Consider the following 16,191-nt stretch of genomic DNA (forward strand, 5'->3'; position numbering starts at 1 on the left):
AGGCACGTCGAGGTCTTCCGGACGGGTTGTGTGAGAACTCCCATCATCGGAAGACCTCGACCCTCACCCCGACACCGACGCGCCGCCCCAGGTCGCACCACAGCTACACCCTCATCTGTGAAGAGCCAGAAAACTCGTCCACGATCGCACGGACGAGATTTCGAACGTGAGCGAAGTTCGACCCTCTGCCTTCCGTATACTCCGTAACGGCTTCAAGAACGTGTGATACTCCAATATCGCGAGTATCTTCGAGCAGTCCTCTGACCAAAGTGATAGCGTTCGACAGGTCGGAATCCTCTCCGTTCCGAAGGTCAGCGAATTGTCGAACATGCTCAAGCGATGTGGATTCAAGATCGAGAGCCCCCACCAATCGCTCGAAGTCGTCATCACTCGTGACACCTTCAGGAAGGGTGTTTCTCGCCAAGGCCTCCATAAGGTCTGCCGAATCTGACTCTTCATCGTTTTGGAGACGTTCTACAACTTCTGCCGTGAGCTCTTTCAGGATCAACTTGGGATTGTGCGCAATAGACAATCCGTTTCCGACCAAGACTGCCACTTCGTTGTCGTCAGCCACGATAACCACATCCAAACCATGAGGCGATTTTCGAGCAAGACTACAGGAAGACTTACCCCAGGCTCACCGTTGTCGCGCCGCCGACTAAGGCGAAGCGCTCGGGCTGGCAGGTGAGCAGGATGACCTGCGCGCTCTCGCCGACGTTGCCGAGGACGACGTTGAGCGCGGCGAGGCGTTCGGGATCGGCGAATCCGAACGCGTCGTCGAGGATGACCGGGGCTCCGGCCTTCGGATCGACAAGAGACGCGACCGCGAGACGGCCGATGAGTGAAAGCTGTTCCCTGGTGCCTCCCGAGAGCGACGCGAAGGGAACGGTCGTCCCACCCAAGGTCCGTGAGGCGATCTCGAGATCCTCGGAGACCTCGACGGAGAGTCCCGGCCCGAAGATCAGCCGACCGAGCCGTTCGATCTGCTCCTTGAAGGGAGCGACGTACTTCCGTTGCGCCTCCTCCTTGTGCGCCAGCACCGTCGACCGCAGCATCTCGATCGCCCGAGCACTGCGCTCGAGCCGCACCTGCCGCGCCCGCGCGGATTCGAGCGACTCCTCGGCGGCGGAGAGCTTCTCATAGATCCCCTCACCGGCGCGGTCGTCGATGACCGCAGTCAATCCGTCGACCTCCTGCCGGTCGGCCTCCCGCTGCGCCTCCTTGCTGACAACGAGCTGACGAAGGTTCTTCACCGTCATCTCCAGGGTCTCCGGATCGGCCGCCTCATAGGCCGCACGGGCCTCGACCACCCGCGCTGCGGCCTCCTGTGCCCGCTCCCCCGCCTTCGCCACCGCTGCCGCAAGCGCCTCATCGGCGTGCGCCTCCCGTGCTTCGGCCAACGCTTGCGTCAGTCTCTGCGCCTGCGCGGTGGTCTCCTGCACGCTGGTCTGCGCGCGCACCGCGTCGACCCGAACCTCGTCACGGGCAGTCCGCGCCGTGTCGAGTCTCGATGCGGCCTCATCGACAGCAGACTGGGTAGCCTCGACAGCCGCCTCGGCATCAGCCAGGGCGCTGTCGAGTTCGGCGATCGACGCACGAGCTGCGTCCGCGCCGGTCCCAGTCTCACGCACCTCCGCTTCCTCGTTTCCTGAGTCGCTGTCCCCGCCGGCGACCACAGCCTCGGCTCGCGCGAACCTCGCCTCAAGGTCCTCTCGCCGATCCCGGCCGAGCAGGGCCTTGAGCGTCGAGGCCGCCTCAGCCGCGTCCGCCTCGGCATCGGATCGGCGCTGCGCCTGCTCCCTGGCCTCAGCGACCGAGTCGACCGCGAGGCGCTCGAGTTCCCGCTCCAACGCCGTTGTCGCCGCGTCGAGTGCTCGGTCGAGTTCGACCGGGGAGGCTCCGGGTCGCACGGTGATCTCCGCGATCCCATCGATCGCGATCAGGAGCTCGCTGGTCACGGCAAACTCCTCGTCGCCGTTCTCCCCGAGATCCACATCGCCGATGCGGATCTGCGCCTCACCGAGGCGACGAGCGCTGATCTGCGCCGCCGCGGCCGTCTTCGCGCCCTCCGCGATGCGCACATCCGTCTCAAGCGAGATCAGACGCTCGACATCGGCAGCCGTGACGTCGATCGATCCGATCGTCGCCAGCGCTGCGGAGCGTCGTTCGTCCTCGATTCTGATCTCGCCCAGTCGCCGGTCGAGCTCGGCGAGATCCCCCTGCGCCCGTGTGCGCGCCAGCCTGCGCGCCGTCTGCTTGGCGGCATCCCGGAGAGAGCCGAGCTGCTTCTGCGCCTCGGCCAGCCGGGCCTGCTCGCGGGAGAACGCTTCGTCCTTCTCCGCCTGGTCCGCTTCGAGTGCGCGCGCACGGTCGCTCGCCTCGGTCACCGCGGCCGACGCGGTGGCCGCGTCGTCGACGAGTTTCTCCCGTCGCTCCCGTGCCTCGTTCGCCAGAGTGAGATCGCGGGCGACCGCCTCGGCGCTCTCCTCAGCCGCGGTGAGCGCCGATCTCAGCGCTGCGAGCGCGGAGACGGACTCCTCGACGGCATCGCGTTTCTCGACCGCTTCGCTCAGTTGCTCGCGCACGCTCTCGAGTCTGGCGGTGGCCCGAGCATGACGGTCGACGAGGTCGTCCATCGCCTCACTGCGCACGATCAGCTCTCGGTGAGCCTCCTCGGCGGCGGCCACCTCGTCGTCGATGCCCCTGTACTCTCCGGTTCGCTTGCCCGACTTCGTGAAGTACTTCGCGTACTCGGCCTCGACCTTCTCGAGGAACGCATCATGGTCGGCGACCTCGGTCCCGGATTCGCTCAGCGCCGACTGCAGGGCGCTGATCTGGGCCATCGGCGCCTGGTCGAGGCTCTCCCCCTGGGCGACATCGAGGGCGACGAGCAGGTCGACGTCGACGGTCTCGGCGAGGATCGCGGCGAAGCGCTCATGCGCCTCATCACCGGAGAGCTGCTCCGGAGTCGGGCGCAGGATCGACAGTGTCGTCGACTGACCGCGCAGCCACCGCTTCGCGTACCTCATCTCGACGTCGCCGCTGGTCAGGTGGAGTTCGACCTCGGGGCCGGCATCGACGCCGATGGGCTGGAGGTCCTTGATGCTCGCCTTCTTCGAGCTCGCCTTGTCCTCCCGCAGGTGGGTGATCGCCTCGTGGATCGAGGACTTGCCCACCTCGTTGGGGCCTTCGACGATCGTCACCCCGTCGGAGAAGTCGACGGTGGCGTCGGTGATGCCGCGGTAGTTGCGCAGTCTGATCGAATGCAGCCTCATGCTCCGCTCCTCGCGAATCGGTAGAGGAGGCCGAGGGCATCCTGAGCGGTGGACGCGCAAGCGTCGTCCCCGGCTGCGCGGTCGGCGAGTTCGTCGAGGGACTCCTGCAGGTACCCGCTCAAGCCGAGTCCCGCGAAGTCTTCGTCGGCGGCGACGACGGCGATGTCCGAATGCCGCTCCCACAGGGAGACGAGGGCGAAGAGGTCCCCGGCATGGTCGAGCACCTCGTCGAGTCTCGCCTTGGCCGCCGTCGACAGGGTGCCCGTGAGGACGAGCCACACGGCGGTGCGGTCCTTGTCGGGAAGCGCCGCGAGACGGGCCTCGAGGGCTTCGACGTCATCGGCGGAGTCGACCTGCTCCTCGACGACGGTGAATGCCCACTGCCCGATGCGCACCGTCTCCACACTCACGGCCCGGGACTCGGGGTCGATGTCGACGAGGAGGACGTTTCCCGGGTCGTCCTCCCGGCGGGAGGTGACCTCGGGAGACCCGGGGTACCAGATCCGATCGGTCACGGAGTAGGTTGCGTGCCGGTCGCCGAGAGCGACGAACTGGGCGCGACCGGAGTCGAGGATGTGCCGCAGATTCGCCTCGTCGATCGTCGCCAGCGACTCCCTGTCCGGGTCGAGCGAACTCACGGCCCCGTGGCCGGAGATGATGCGCACCGACCCGGGGGCCACCTCGGCGAGGTCAGCGGTGGCGGAGGCGACGAGGTCGGACAGGGGCCGCTTCGAGAACCACGGGGCACCGACGATCTCGACACCGGGCACCACCGCGAACGGCGTCGAGTCGCGCAGCACAGTCACCTCGGCGGGCTGCCGGGAGACGAAGGCCTGCGAGTCGTAGATCGAGGACGCATCGAGCGGATCGTGGTTGCCGGGCAGGAGGACGACGGGGACGGTGAAGTCGCTGAGGACGTCGAAGGTGCGGGCGACGATCGCCCGGTCGAGCTGGTTCGACTCGAAGACGTCGCCGCAGACGAGGACGAACTCGGCCGAGGTCTCGGCGGCGAGCTCCCCGATCCGGCGGATCGCGTCGAGCCTGGCCCGATGGAACCGGGGCCTCGCCTCGGCGCTGAGGAAATGCGCGGTCATGCCCAGCTGCCAGTCTCCGGTGGCGATGAATCTCATCGGTGCCCTCCTCCCGTTCCCACCATCCTATGTACGCACCCCAGGCTACGGTTCGGCACGGACATGGACTGTGGGACACGGCACAGGGCTCGTCCGCGCGGACGGGCCCTGTGCCGGATTGACAGCCTCACATGAGCATCCATGCCTCACATCAGCACCTCAGCCTCACATGAGCATCCCTGCCTCACATGAGCACCTGTGCCTCACATGACGTCGGAGACGACGAGGAGGAGCCAGGTGAGCAGCGGGGCGACGGCGATGACGATGGCCCCGTAGATGATGAGGTCGCGCCAGATCGTCTTCGCCGCCGTGCCCTTCGCATTGGCGATGACGAGGGCGCCGTTGGTCGAGAACGGGGAGACGTCGACGATCGTCGCGGAGATCGCGAGCGCCGCCATCACCGCGGTCGGGCTGAGGTCGCTCTGTTGGAGCAGCGGGATCGAGAGCGGGATGAACGCCGTGAGCAGCGCCGTCGACGAGGCGAACGCGGAGCTGATGCCGATGACGTAGCAGAGGACGACCGCGACGAGGAGCGGAACGCCGATCGCGACCGCCATGGTCGAGAGCGAATCGATGACCCCGGCCTTCGACAGCAGGCTGATGTAGACGATCATGCCGGACACGAGGAGCACGGTCGACCAGGAGATCCCGGAGACGAAGGTCTCGGAGTGCTTCATCGAGGTGAAGGCGAGGACGAGGCCGCACGCGAGTCCGAGGAACCCGATGGGCAGTTCGAAGCCGACGGCACCGATGACCATGACCGCGATGAGGGACAGGGTCAGCCACACCTGCGGGCTCAGCGTGCTCGTGCGCACCGGTGCCGGGGCCGTGGGCGCGGGCGCGGTGAGCTGGGTTCCGCCCTTGCCCCACGCGGCACCGGCAGCCGTGGTGCTCCCGCCGAGGCGCTCGCCCCCTCCCCCAGCCGGTGCCGTCCCGGATGCGCCGCCGTCGACGGCCTCGGGTTCGGGAGTGGTGCGCAGACGGCCGATGAGTCGCATGATGATGACTGTGAGGACCGTGACGAGGACGTTGATGACATAGGAGGCGGCGAAGAGCGCGCCTTTGTCGATGTCGAAGCCGTTCTCCTTCGCGATGTCGCGGACGATGATGCCCGAGACCGAGATCGGGGAGAACGCACCGGCGTGGGCGCCGTTGATGATCATCGCTCCCATGACGACACCGCTGTAGCCCGATGCCGCAGCGAAGCCCATCGCGGCGGGAGCGAGCAGGGCGACCGCCGCCGGAGAGAAGGTGCCCAACGCGGTCAGTATCGAGGCGATGACGAAGAAGATCCACGGCACGATGCCCAAGCGGCCGCGCACGGCCCGAATGGCTGAGTCGACGAGCAGCTTGATGGTGCCGTTGCGCTGGGCCATGCTGAAGAAGAACGTCACGCCGATGATCGTGAGCACGATGCTCGCCGGGAACTCCGCAAGGATCTCCTTGTCGCTCATACCGAAGGCGAAGGTGCCGAAGAGGAACGCTCCGACGAACCCCATGATCCCGATGTTGATCGGCCATTTCGTGGCGATGACGAACATCACCACCAGAACGACCAGGATGAGTATCTGTACGAGGGTCATGGGAGTTCCTCCAACTTCATTGTCAGTGTGATTCTTGCGGTGGTGCGGTGGTCTGCTCCGGTCGGTCCGTTGACCGGGCAGTTCAGCCGACGAGCGGCAGAGTCGAATCCGGGTGGGCCACGGCGAGGTCGATCTCGGGCAGGTCGATCGCGGCGTTCGCGATCCGTCGGGCCACACGCCTGATGCCGAGGCGGATGACATCGCCTTCAGAGTCGACCTGCACCCGGCAGGCGACGACGCCGACCGGGGTGCCGAGGCGGATGAGTCCCTGCCCGTCGACCAGGTCGAGTCTGTCCGGGTCGATGAGGTCCCGCACGAGGCTGCCCTCGACGAAGGCGGCGCGGGCGGCGGCGATCGCCGAGGTGATCCCGATGGCCGGGTGCGGGTCGAACATCGAGACCATGCGCACGGCGATGTCGTAGTCGGAGGCGTCGATCCGTTCACCGGTCGTCGTCGTGTACTCGCAGGGCTGACCGAGGATGCCGACCTTGGGCACTGCGGGGCTGACCTCCTCGCCGGGCAGGGTCAGGCCCATCGCAGCGGAGGCGAGCTCGCGGATGCCGATGAGCTCGGGCAGGCGCAGACGCATCTCGGCCTGCGTCTCGGTTGCGGTCATCCCGAGGTCGGCGGCCGCGACGAAGCATGCGGGGGCACCGGCGTCGATGCCGGTGACCCTGACCGAGCGGGAGCCGACGGGGAGCGTCTCCACCGGCTTCCCGGTCGGCAGCAGCTCCCCCGTCGAGGTGCCGTCGACGCCTTCGAAGCAGACATCGACCGGGATGCCCGGCATCGTGCTGCCGGGGATCGTCTCATGACCGTCGTGGGGAACCGTGCGGCCGGGGGTCGCCACCTCGGCGGCGAGGACGGAGCGGGTGTTCTCGTTGATCATCCTCACCGTCGTGAGGTCGCCGGTCGGACGGACGAGGCCGTTCTGGATCGCGAACAGCGCGACCGCTGAGGCGCAGTTGCCGCAGTTCGACGTGAACTCGACCGCGGAGCGTCCGATCCCCACCTGCGCGAAGAGGTAGCTGATGTCGATGCCGGGGATCGCAGAGGGTGAGATGATCGCCGCCTTCGACGTCGTCGACGATGCTCCGCCGATCCCGTTGAGCTGCCGGTCGTCGCCGGATCCGAATGCCGCGGTGAGCGCGTGGGCGATCTGCGCCCGATCCGTCGGCATCTCGTCTCCCATGAAGAGCCAGCACTTCGATGTGCCGCCTCGGTACCACTGTCCGTGGAGCTGACCGTTCACCTGTGTCTCCTCGATCCCGTCGTCGCCGTGGTGCGACGTCTCGATTCACGGTGACACCGGTTTCACTTAAGTTCAATCAATACTTGATTACTCTGCTCTAAGCTATGCTTAAACCATGAGTTCAGCGCCGTACAACGTCGACCGGCTCCTCCTGCTCCTTCTCGTCAGTCGGACAGGCAGCCTCTCCGCAGCCGCCGACGAACTCGCGCTCTCGACCTCGGCGGTCTCGCAGCAGATGAGCAAGCTCGAACGCGAAGTCGGCCTCCCGCTCGTCGTCCGCCACCCGAAGGGGATGCGCCTGACCGATGCCGGAGTGAGGCTCTCGGCGTATGCGCTGCGGATCGACAACGCTCTCGCCGCCGCGCGCAACGATATGGCGGCGCTCGCCACGCTCGAGCGCGGCGAGGTGCGGATTGCGACGTTCCCGACGTTCGCCGCCTCGGTGATGCCGAAGGTCCTCCTCCACTTCCACGACCTCCATCCCGAGGTCGAGGTCACGGTTCGCAGCTACCGCCTCGATCGCATCGAGGAGGCGCTCGAACGGCGGGGGGGGGGGGGGGGGGGGGGGGGGGGGGGGGGGGGGGGGGGGGGGGGGGGGGGAGGTCGACCTCGCGACCCTGTGGGACTACCCGTGGGCGCCGATCGGCGCGGAGATCCCCGTCCAGACGACGCTGCTCAAGGAACCGACGATGCTCCTTCTGCCGGCCGCGCACCCGCTCGCCCGGCGCCGCATCGTCGATCTCGAGGAGGTCGCCGGCGACCGGTGGATCACCCGGTCATCGCACCCGGTGGCCTCGGTGCTCGAGCGGATCTGCCGGGAGGCAGGGTTCGACCCGCATGTCGTCTTCGAAGCCAATGACTATCAGGAGCTGCTCGGCATGGTCTCCGCAGGCCTCGGCGTCGCGATCGCCCCGCGCCTTGCGGTGCGCTCGCACGGGCCCGAGGTCAAGGTCGTCGCGATCCGCGGCAACCCGGCTCCGCGGCGGATCCTGCTCGCGAAACTCGCCGAACGCGTTCAGTCGCCGGCGACGCTCGCCCTCGTCCGCTCATTCCGCACGGTGAGCGGGTCGAAAGAGTGGAGCCGTTAGACGTCGGTCCGGGCGGTCGCCCAGTCGCGTGCACGCTCGCGGATGAAGTCGCGCAATCGTTCGACGACGCGGCTGGGTCTCCGAGCGCCGGTGACGAGGGCGACGGCCCGGGTGTACTCACCCCCGCGCAGCTCCACCTCGGCGAGGCCATCGACGGGACGGACGCTGCGGGGCAGCAGGGCCACACCCATGCCGCGACTGACGAATTCGCGGATCGTCGAGAACTCCGTGACCTCGGTCTTCACCTCGGGAACGAAGCCTGCGTCCCGGCACCACTCATCGGTGAGCGCCCGGAGGTTGTAGGTCTCGGGGTTGGCGATGAACCGCTCCCCCACCAGCGTCGACAGAGCGACCGACCGACGCCCAGCGAGCCGGTGGCCGGAAGAGACGGCGAGGACGATCCGTTGCTGCGCAAGCACCTCGTGGGCGATGTCGGCCGGCGGCGGGATGATGATCGCCGCGTCGAGGATCCCCTGCCGCAGATCATCGCTGAGGACGGCGCCGTGGGCCTGCTTGAGGTCGAGGCGGATGCCGGGATGGGCGTCGCTGAAGGCCGCGAGCAGGTCGGGGATGACCCCGGCACCCATGGTGAGCGGAAAGCCGAAGCGGATCGTGCCGCGGTCGGGGTCGGCCGCCTCGGCAAGGTCCGTCACGGCCCCGCCGATCTCACGCAGCGGGGCACGGACCTGGGCGACGAGGTCGCGCGCCTGCCGGGTCAGGCCGATCGCGCGGCCCTGAGGGACGATCATCGGCACACCGAGGCGGTCCTCGAGTCCGTGGATGCGCCGACTCATCGTCGACTGGGGGATGCCGAGGACCGCGGCGGCATCGGTCATGTGCCCGTCCTGATCGACGAGTTCGACGAGCGCCCGCAGCTGCGGGGCGAGGGCGTCAAGCATTTCATCCATCTTCGGATCATACTCATCATTTCACTCATTAGACGGATGAATCCGCGAGGCGCATCGTGGAGATACAGGCACAGCGACCCGCTCAGTGCCCGCCGCATCCGAAGGGAAGACCGTCATGTCCCGCTCACCGCGCTCCGCAACCATCGCCGAGGCCGATATCGTGCTCATCGGCGCCGGCATCATGTCGGCGACCCTGGGGTCGATGCTTGCCGTCCTCGAACCCTCGTGGCGCATCGTCGTGCTCGAGAAGTCCGGTGAGCTCGCCTCCGAGAGCAGCGACCCGTGGAACAACGCCGGCACCGGCCATTCCGGGTTCTGCGAACTCAACTACATGCCCGATCCGGCAGACGGGTCGAAGCCGGCCGCGATCGCCCGGCAGTTCCAGCTCAGCCGCCAGTGGTGGTCGCATCTCGCCGAGGCGGGACTCATCGATCCGGCAGCGTTCATCCATCGCACGGCGCACATGAATCTCGTCTTCGGCGAGAACGATGTCGACTATCTGCGTCGGCGGGTGGGCACGCTGCGGGCCGATCCGCTCTTCGCCGACATGGAGCTCACCGAGGATCCGGAGCGGATCGCCGCGTGGGCGCCGCTGACGATGGAGGGCAGAGCGGCCGACGGCCCGATCGCAGCGACCCGGGTGGAGCGCGGCACGGACATCGACTTCGGTGCGCTCACCCACTCCCTCCTCTCCGTCGTCACGGCGCGGTCGGCCGAGACCGGCAGCGCAGTGCTCACCGGGCACGAAGTCACCGGTCTCGAGCGCCGCGGTGACGACTGGGTGGTGTCCGGCAGGGCTGCCGGTGAGCGGTTTGCGATCCGGGCGTCGACGGTGTTCGTCGGTGCCGGCGGGTTCGCCCTCTACCTGCTCCAGAAGGCCGGAATCCCCGAGGTCAGGGGCTATGCGGTCCTGCCCGTCGGCGCCGCGTTCTATCGGTGTTCGGTCCCGTCGGTGGTCCGGCGTCATGACGCGAAGGTCTACGGTCAGGCCGAGGTCGGCGCTCCCCCGATGTCGGTGCCGCATCTCGACAGGCGGGTCGTCGACGGTGAGGAGCATCTGCTCTTCGGACCGTTCGCGACGTTCAGCACGAAGCTGCTCAAGCGCGGTCGGCTCACCGACTTCTTCCGCACGCTGCGACCGGCCAATCTCCCCGTCATCGCCGCGGCGGGCCTGCAGAATCTCAGCCTCGTCCGATACCTCATCAGTCAGCTCGCGGCGAGTCCGGCGAAGAAGTTCGAGCAGCTGCGCCGCTACCTTCCCGCAGCGCGCCGCAACGAGTGGGAGCTCGTTCCCGCCGGTCAGCGAGCCCAACTCGTCACGCCCGATCCGAGACGGGTCGGTGTGCTCCAGCAGGGCACCGAGCTCGTCGTCTCCGCCGACGGTTCGATCGCAGGTCTGCTCGGCGCCTCCCCCGGTGCGTCGACGGCGGTGCCGATCATGATCGATCTGCTGACCCGCGCATTCCCGGCAGCCTGGCATCGCGGGTGGAAGGAGAGGGTGATGCGCGCGGTTCCCGATCTCGAGCGCCGGTCCTGGGACGCCGAGGCGGTGGCCGCCAGCGAGGACCGCACCGACCGGGCGCTGGGGTTGGGATCGTCAGCCGAGATCAGGTGAGACCGCCCCGCACGTCGCCGTGGCGGGCCAGTGTCGGGGCGTTGCGGTCAGTCGAGTTCGGGTTCGGCCATCGCCGGTGCCTGCGCGCGGAAGGCCCGCGTGCGCACCAAGAGGAAGATGAAGCCTGCAACCGCCCAGATGGTGCCGACGATCTTGGCATTCGCATCGAGGCTCAGCCACAGTGCGAAGTTGATCGCGAGACCGACTGCCGGGAGGAAGTAGCCTGCCCAGACTCCGATCCGTCCAGCTGGTCGCAGGTGTCGGTACGCGGCGAGGATGAGCGAGAGATTGACGGCGCCGAAAGCGACATAGGCACCGAAGTTGATCAGGGATGCCGCCGATTCGAGGTCGAGGAACATCGCCGAGGAAGCGAGGACTGCGATGATGAGGATGTTGATCATCGGCACTCCCGTACGGCGATTGATCCGACCGAACACGCGGCTGGGCAGCATGCCGTCCCGACCCATGGCGTAGAGCAGTCTGGCTGCGCTCATCTGCTGAGTCAGCCCGCACCCGAGCACCGCGAACATGTATCCGCCGACGAAGAGCGCCTGGAAGGCCGCACCGCCGATGTACTTGGCGATCTCGGGCGAGGCTCCGACGATGTTGCCGACGGTGGCGACGTCGGGGAACAGCACCTGCATCGTGTAGGTGACGGCGATGAAGAAGACGCCTGCGGAGATGACGATGATGATGATCGCTCGCGGGATGTCGACTGTCGGCCTCACCGCTTCCTCGGACATGGTCGTGACGGCGTCGAAGCCGAGGAAGGACAGGGCGAGCAGCGAGGCGCCTCCCAACAGAGCGCCGGCGGGGACGCCGCTCGGGTCGAACGGCAGAAGGGTCAGTTCGGCCCCGCCTGCTCCCATGAGGATGTTGCGCACGGCGAAGAAGATGAACGCCGCCGCTACGACGAGCTGGACGACGACGAGGATGACGTTGACCTGAGCGGCGAGCTTGACCCCGACGAGGTTGAGCACGGTGCAGATCACGATGGTCGAGATCACCCACACCCAGGACGGAACGTCCGGAAGCACTGCACCCATGTAGATCGCTGCGAGAAGAGCGTTGAGCATCGGGAGCAGCAGGTAGTCCAGAGTCGCCGCCCAACCCACCATGAACCCGACGTGTGGGTTGATGGTCTCTCGAGCGTAGGTGTAGGCGGAGCCCGCCCGCGGGTAGTACTTCGACATTCTCGCGTAGCTCAGCGCGGTCACGACGACCGCGATGAAGATGAGGATGTAGGCGAGCGGCACTCGCCCGTCAGTCGCTTCAGCGACTATTCCGAAGGTGTCGAAGACGGCGAGCGGTGCCATGTAGGCGAGGCCGAGGAAGACGATGTGACGCAGCCGCAGTCTGCGTCGAAGCGTCCGCGAACCGTCGGTGCCGACGGCGTCGGGGGTGGTCAATGGGGTCGTGCTGTCGGAGGCAGTCGAACTGTTCTTCGTTGAATCGGTTCGCATGGTCATTCCTTCCCTGGGGGTGGATCGGCGTCGGGTCAGTCGTGGGAGTGCCCGGAGCAGGTCATAGTGCGGTCGAGGGTCTTCGACGCGACGTCGATGCGGGCGTCTGCGACAAGCTCGGTTCTCGCGTCGTGGACGACGACGCCCTCGACGATGGTCAGGTCAGCTCGCTGTTCGAGAATCCCGGCCGGATCGAGGCCGTAGAGGTCGGATGACCACGCGACCAGGTCAGCCCGCGCCCCCGCTGCGATGACGCCGAGGTTCCCGTCCTCGTGCCAGGCCCAGGCACCCTGCCTCGTATAGCCGTCGAGCGCTTGGTCGAGGGTGATGATCTCCTCGGGAGTCCACGAGGTGGTGCCGTCCAGGCCTGCCCGGGTGAGCGCCGAATAGATGCCGACCAGCGGATCCATCTCTCCGACCTGCCAGTCACTCGACAGCGCGACATGGGCCCCGGATTCCATCAGCGAGCGCACACGCCACGCCCGGTCCCAGCGCGCTTCACCCACGTTGTCCATCCACGTCCCCTCGATGAGATCCGGAGACGCATGGCGAGGCTGCATGGCAGCAGTCACTCCCAGTGACGAGAACCGTCCCAGGTCGGCGGGATCGAGGCATTCGGCGTGGACGATGCCGTGGCGACGGTCGCGCGTGCCGTTCTGCGCCTGAGCTGCCGCGATGGCGTCGAGGGCGAGCCTGATGCCGCCGTCGCCGGTGGCGTGGGTATGCGTCTGGAATCCGAGCCGATCGAGTTCGGTGACGATCCTGCTCAGTTCACCGAGCGGAGCCGATGGGTGCCCACGATGTCCCGGTCGATTCGCGTAGTCGTCGAGCATCCATGCGGTGTGCGGTTCGATGACGTCGTCGGCGTAGAGCTTGACGGGCCCGAAGCGCAGACGGCTGCTCTGCGGTGCATCGTCGACGGCAGTCCGCAGGTCCCGACGGAACTCGGGTGCCGAGTCGACCGGATGGAACAGCGCGGCGATGACTCGCGAACTCAGCTTTCCCTCGCGCAGCGCCCTCTCGAACAGTCCGATCTCGGCGATCGGCACCTGCGGCTCGACCACTGTGGTGATGCCTGATCGAGTGGCCATGTCCAGGCTGCCGAGCAGCTTGCGGTACCGCCGGTCGGGAGAGTACATCGGGATGTCACGCTGGAGAGCCTCGAGTCCCGCGCTTGTCATCGCCGAGGTGTAGAAGTCGGTGATCCATCCGGTCGGGCGACCGTCGGCACCGATCTCGGGATTGCCCCAGGCGATGTCGGCTCCGCCGCTGATTCCGAGGACGGTCAGTGCGGCGTCGTTGAGCCACACCGAATGCTGGTCGTAGGTCGTGACGAAGATCGGGCGGTCCGTCAGCCCCGCGAGATCGTCGGCGTTCGGTCGCCTGTTCTCGACAATGGAGTACACAGCGTTCTCTGCACACACCCAGGTCAGATCGGGACGTTCGGCGGCCAGGGCACCGATCCGGCGACGGACTTCGACGAGCGTGTCGGCCCCTTCGAGGCTCACGGCGTCAGGATCGAACCCGAGCAGCAGATGGTTGTGACTGTCGATGATGCCCGGAGTGACGAGCCGTCCGTCCAGACGCCGGGTCTCCCGAGCGGCCGGCGCCTCATCGGCACGACCGACGTACGCGATCCTGTCACCGAGGATGCCGACTGCTTCGGCCCATGGCTGCGCCCAGTCGAAGGTGCGGACTCGAGCGTCGGTGAGCAGAAGGTCCAGCATGTCGAACTCCATTTCGATGCGTCGTTGCATTGATGAATCTATTCTTTGACGCATGTGTCAAAGAATGATTTCAAGCGTCACACCGGTGCCGGACGATGTCAAGCAGAGTCCGCGATAGTCTCATTCCATGGCACGGACGAAGAATCAGGCACAGCGCCGCGACGACCTCATCACTGCGACCCTGCAGACGGTCGGAGAGACCGGTCTGCGGTCGGTCTCGCTGGCAGATGTCGCCCGCCGGGCCGGCCTGACGCGAGGAGCGATCCTCTACTACTACGACGACCTTGACGCCCTGCTGCTCGAGACGCATCGAGCCGGCGTCGAGCGCTTCTGCGATGCCCGGGACGCTGTCATCGCCGAACTCCCCGATCCTCGCAGCCAGCTCGCCGCGGCCATCCGCGAAGGGCTGCCGTCGGGACCCGACGACGCGCTCATGCGACTCCTCTATGAGTTCGACGTCCTCGCTGGGACGTCGAGCGCTCATGATGAGATGGTCGAGCACATGTTCACGCGGCAGCTCGAGATCTACCGGAGGGTGCTGCGGGCAGGCATCGACTCCGGTGACTTCTCTCCGGTCATCGACATTGAGCAGTTCGCCCTCAACCTCGTCGCGTTGGAGGACGCGTACGGCCTGCACATCGTCGCAGGGAACTCGCTGCTCGACGTCACTGCGGCCGAGTCAGCGATGCGCGCTGCGGCGACCGGACTCGGTGCGCCGCCTGCATGACGGAGATCCCGACGGGTGGCCGATCGGGCTTCGACGAGCTCAGCGCCGCTCGTCGGGCGAGGCCTGCGCACCCTACGCACCGGCGCGCCGTCGGTCCGCATCGGCGATGTATTCGGTCGGGCGGCAGCCGGTCACACGGAGGAAGTCGGCGGTGAAGTGCGACTGGTCGAACCACCCCAGTTCGGTTGCCAGCTCACCGAGTGAGCCCTCCCAGCCGCGGTCGAGCGCGGCCACGGCATCGCTGACGCGTGCGCGCACAAGGATCCGCTTGACGCCGACCCCGCAGTGGTCGAGGAAGAGCCGCTGCAGGCTGCGTTCGCTCAGCGCCATCCTCCCGGACAGCTCGCGCAGACTCGTCGTCGAGGAATCGGCCATGATGCTCAGGGCGCGTCGGACCCGCTCGTAGCCCTCGGTGAGTTCGGGAGCCTGCGCCAGCAGCCACCGGTCGAACACCTCGGCGGCCGAGGCCACATCCGCAGGCACACTGAGCTGCCCGTCGATGCCGGGGAACCACCGCGAGGCCGGCACCGTCGTATCCCGCACGCCCGCCGGCCGTCCGGAGGTGAAGGCGCAGGTCCCGCCGAGGTGGAACTTCACTCCCACGACACCGCCGGTTCCGACGAGCCCGACGTCGAATCGCGTGCGGGTGACCGGGCCGGTCACCCACAGTCCGGGCCCGGTGGTCCCCGCACGGTCGAGATCGCCCCACTCCGAAGTGAGGTTGACCGCCGGTTCGGACACGGTCGTCGCGAGATACCGTTCGTCGGGGCCGAGCTCCCAGGTCACGGACCAGTAGCGTTCGATCCAGGGTCGCAGCGCCTCGGCGGGGACGGCCATCGCATACCGCGCATGGTCGAGCAGGTCACCGGGACGCAGCACCCTGCCGATCATGTGATCGGGAGGCGCGACCCCATGATCGGCGAGCGGTTCCGCTCGTGGCGGTTTTTTCCTAGTGACGGCCTCGCCCATAGGACAAGAATGACAGACATGACTGACACGCAGACAGACTCCGAATCCACTGTTTCCTCGCCGACCCCCGTCGCCAGCCTCGCGATGGTCACTCTCGATGCCCCGGATGCCGGTCCGCTCGGTGAGTTCTGGTCCGCCGTCCTCGGCTGGCCGATCGTGTACTCGGATGAGAACTACGCGATGCTCAAAGGACTCAGCCACGCGTTGGGCATCGGGACGATTCCCGACTACAAGCGCCCGGAATGGCCCGATGACGGCCACAAGCAGTTCCATCTCGATCTCGCCGCCGAGGACATCGAGCAGGCGGTCGAGAAGTGCGTCGACCTCGGTGCGACCCGGGCCGAACCGCAGCCGGGCGAGACGTGGACGGTCCTCCTCGATCCCGCCGGCCACCCGTTCTGCATCACGGATGCGAAGAACTGGGGCTGAACCTCCGGGAAGGGCGCGACCTGCG

The 16,191-nt window shown here is 67.2% G+C and carries 13 protein-coding genes and 1 pseudogene; 5 read left to right on the top strand and 9 right to left on the bottom strand.

Annotated features, from left to right (window positions below; translation table 11 throughout):
- Positions 1–103: 103 nt before the first annotated feature.
- The 5 genes from AACX88_RS16155 to AACX88_RS16175 form a co-directional block, all read right to left on the bottom strand.
- Positions 104–574, bottom strand: coding sequence for a hypothetical protein (locus AACX88_RS16155; RefSeq protein WP_339393887.1), 471 nt, complete (start codon positions 572–574; stop codon positions 104–106).
- A gap of 52 nt (positions 575–626) precedes the next feature.
- Positions 627–3,275 (bottom strand): AAA family ATPase, encoded by a 2,649-nt coding sequence (locus AACX88_RS16160; RefSeq protein ID WP_339393888.1) that lies wholly within the window; start codon positions 3,273–3,275, stop codon positions 627–629.
- Positions 3,272–4,405, bottom strand: coding sequence for a metallophosphoesterase family protein (locus AACX88_RS16165; protein WP_339393889.1), 1,134 nt, complete (start codon positions 4,403–4,405; stop codon positions 3,272–3,274). The genes AACX88_RS16160 and AACX88_RS16165 overlap by 4 nt, the downstream gene beginning before the upstream one ends.
- A gap of 203 nt (positions 4,406–4,608) precedes the next feature.
- Positions 4,609–5,988: an SLC13 family permease gene (locus AACX88_RS16170; RefSeq protein WP_339393890.1), complete on the bottom strand. Its 1,380-nt coding sequence runs from the start codon at positions 5,986–5,988 to the stop codon at positions 4,609–4,611.
- Positions 5,989–6,070: 82 nt separating this feature from the next.
- Positions 6,071–7,240, bottom strand: a complete 1,170-nt coding sequence (locus AACX88_RS16175) for a PrpF domain-containing protein (RefSeq protein WP_339393891.1) — start codon at positions 7,238–7,240, stop codon at positions 6,071–6,073.
- A gap of 115 nt (positions 7,241–7,355) precedes the next feature.
- Here AACX88_RS16175 and AACX88_RS17710 point away from each other — a divergent pair.
- Together AACX88_RS17710 and AACX88_RS16185 are read left to right on the top strand one after the other, a co-directional pair.
- Positions 7,356–7,724, top strand: a pseudogene (locus AACX88_RS17710) (LysR family transcriptional regulator); the annotation flags it as partial.
- Between the two features lie 34 nt (positions 7,725–7,758).
- Positions 7,759–8,328 (top strand): LysR substrate-binding domain-containing protein, encoded by a 570-nt coding sequence (locus AACX88_RS16185; protein WP_339393913.1) that lies wholly within the window; start codon positions 7,759–7,761, stop codon positions 8,326–8,328.
- Here the strand turns inward: AACX88_RS16185 and AACX88_RS16190 are convergent.
- The gene (locus tag AACX88_RS16190) at positions 8,325–9,236 is read right to left on the bottom strand and encodes a LysR substrate-binding domain-containing protein (RefSeq protein ID WP_339393893.1); all 912 of its coding nucleotides are present in this window, start codon (positions 9,234–9,236) and stop codon (positions 8,325–8,327) included. The genes AACX88_RS16185 and AACX88_RS16190 overlap by 4 nt on opposite strands.
- Before the next feature lie 115 nt (positions 9,237–9,351).
- Here AACX88_RS16190 and mqo point away from each other — a divergent pair, with 115 nt between their 5' ends.
- Positions 9,352–10,851 (top strand): malate dehydrogenase (quinone), encoded by a 1,500-nt coding sequence (mqo, locus tag AACX88_RS16195; protein ID WP_339393894.1) that lies wholly within the window; start codon positions 9,352–9,354, stop codon positions 10,849–10,851.
- A 47-nt stretch (positions 10,852–10,898) separates the two neighbouring features.
- Here mqo and AACX88_RS16200 read toward each other — a convergent pair whose 3' ends face one another.
- A complete protein-coding gene (locus AACX88_RS16200) occupies positions 10,899–12,314 on the bottom strand; it encodes an APC family permease (RefSeq protein ID WP_339393895.1) in 1,416 nt (471 codons plus the stop codon).
- Between the two features lie 35 nt (positions 12,315–12,349).
- Complete coding sequence (locus tag AACX88_RS16205) at positions 12,350–14,041, bottom strand: amidohydrolase (RefSeq protein WP_339393896.1); 1,692 nt, start codon at positions 14,039–14,041, stop codon at positions 12,350–12,352.
- Positions 14,042–14,168: 127 nt separating this feature from the next.
- Here AACX88_RS16205 and AACX88_RS16210 point away from each other — a divergent pair, with 127 nt between their 5' ends.
- A complete protein-coding gene (locus AACX88_RS16210) occupies positions 14,169–14,768 on the top strand; it encodes a TetR/AcrR family transcriptional regulator (RefSeq protein ID WP_339393897.1) in 600 nt (199 codons plus the stop codon).
- A 72-nt stretch (positions 14,769–14,840) separates the two neighbouring features.
- Here AACX88_RS16210 and AACX88_RS16215 read toward each other — a convergent pair whose 3' ends face one another.
- Positions 14,841–15,647, bottom strand: a complete 807-nt coding sequence (locus tag AACX88_RS16215; RefSeq protein ID WP_339393898.1) for a helix-turn-helix domain-containing protein — start codon at positions 15,645–15,647, stop codon at positions 14,841–14,843.
- A gap of 108 nt (positions 15,648–15,755) precedes the next feature.
- Between AACX88_RS16215 and AACX88_RS16220 the strand changes: the two genes are divergently transcribed.
- Positions 15,756–16,166 carry a VOC family protein gene (locus AACX88_RS16220; RefSeq protein ID WP_339393899.1) on the top strand — a complete coding sequence of 137 codons (411 nt, stop codon included), beginning with the start codon at positions 15,756–15,758 and terminating at the stop codon, positions 16,164–16,166.
- Positions 16,167–16,191: the final 25 nt, after the last annotated feature.

The sequence above is a fragment of the Brevibacterium metallidurans genome, assembly GCF_037101285.1.
Classification (GTDB): Bacteria; Actinomycetota; Actinomycetes; order Actinomycetales; family Brevibacteriaceae; genus Brevibacterium; species Brevibacterium metallidurans.

Bases quoted from the DNA above. Each gene is read 5' to 3' on its own strand.
- AACX88_RS16160 (WP_339393888.1), bottom strand. From the start codon at position 3,275: ATGAGGCTGCATTCGATCAGACTGCGCAACTACCGCGGCATCACCGAC.
- AACX88_RS16165 (WP_339393889.1), bottom strand. From the start codon at position 4,405: ATGAGATTCATCGCCACCGGAGACTGGCAGCTGGGCATGACCGCGCAT.
- AACX88_RS16170 (WP_339393890.1), bottom strand. From the start codon at position 5,988: ATGACCCTCGTACAGATACTCATCCTGGTCGTTCTGGTGGTGATGTTC.
- AACX88_RS16190 (WP_339393893.1), bottom strand. From the start codon at position 9,236: ATGGATGAAATGCTTGACGCCCTCGCCCCGCAGCTGCGGGCGCTCGTC.
- mqo (WP_339393894.1), top strand. From the start codon at position 9,352: ATGTCCCGCTCACCGCGCTCCGCAACCATCGCCGAGGCCGATATCGTG.
- AACX88_RS16200 (WP_339393895.1), bottom strand. From the start codon at position 12,314: ATGCGAACCGATTCAACGAAGAACAGTTCGACTGCCTCCGACAGCACG.
- AACX88_RS16205 (WP_339393896.1), bottom strand. From the start codon at position 14,041: ATGCTGGACCTTCTGCTCACCGACGCTCGAGTCCGCACCTTCGACTGG.
- AACX88_RS16210 (WP_339393897.1), top strand. From the start codon at position 14,169: ATGGCACGGACGAAGAATCAGGCACAGCGCCGCGACGACCTCATCACT.
- AACX88_RS16220 (WP_339393899.1), top strand. From the start codon at position 15,756: ATGACTGACACGCAGACAGACTCCGAATCCACTGTTTCCTCGCCGACC.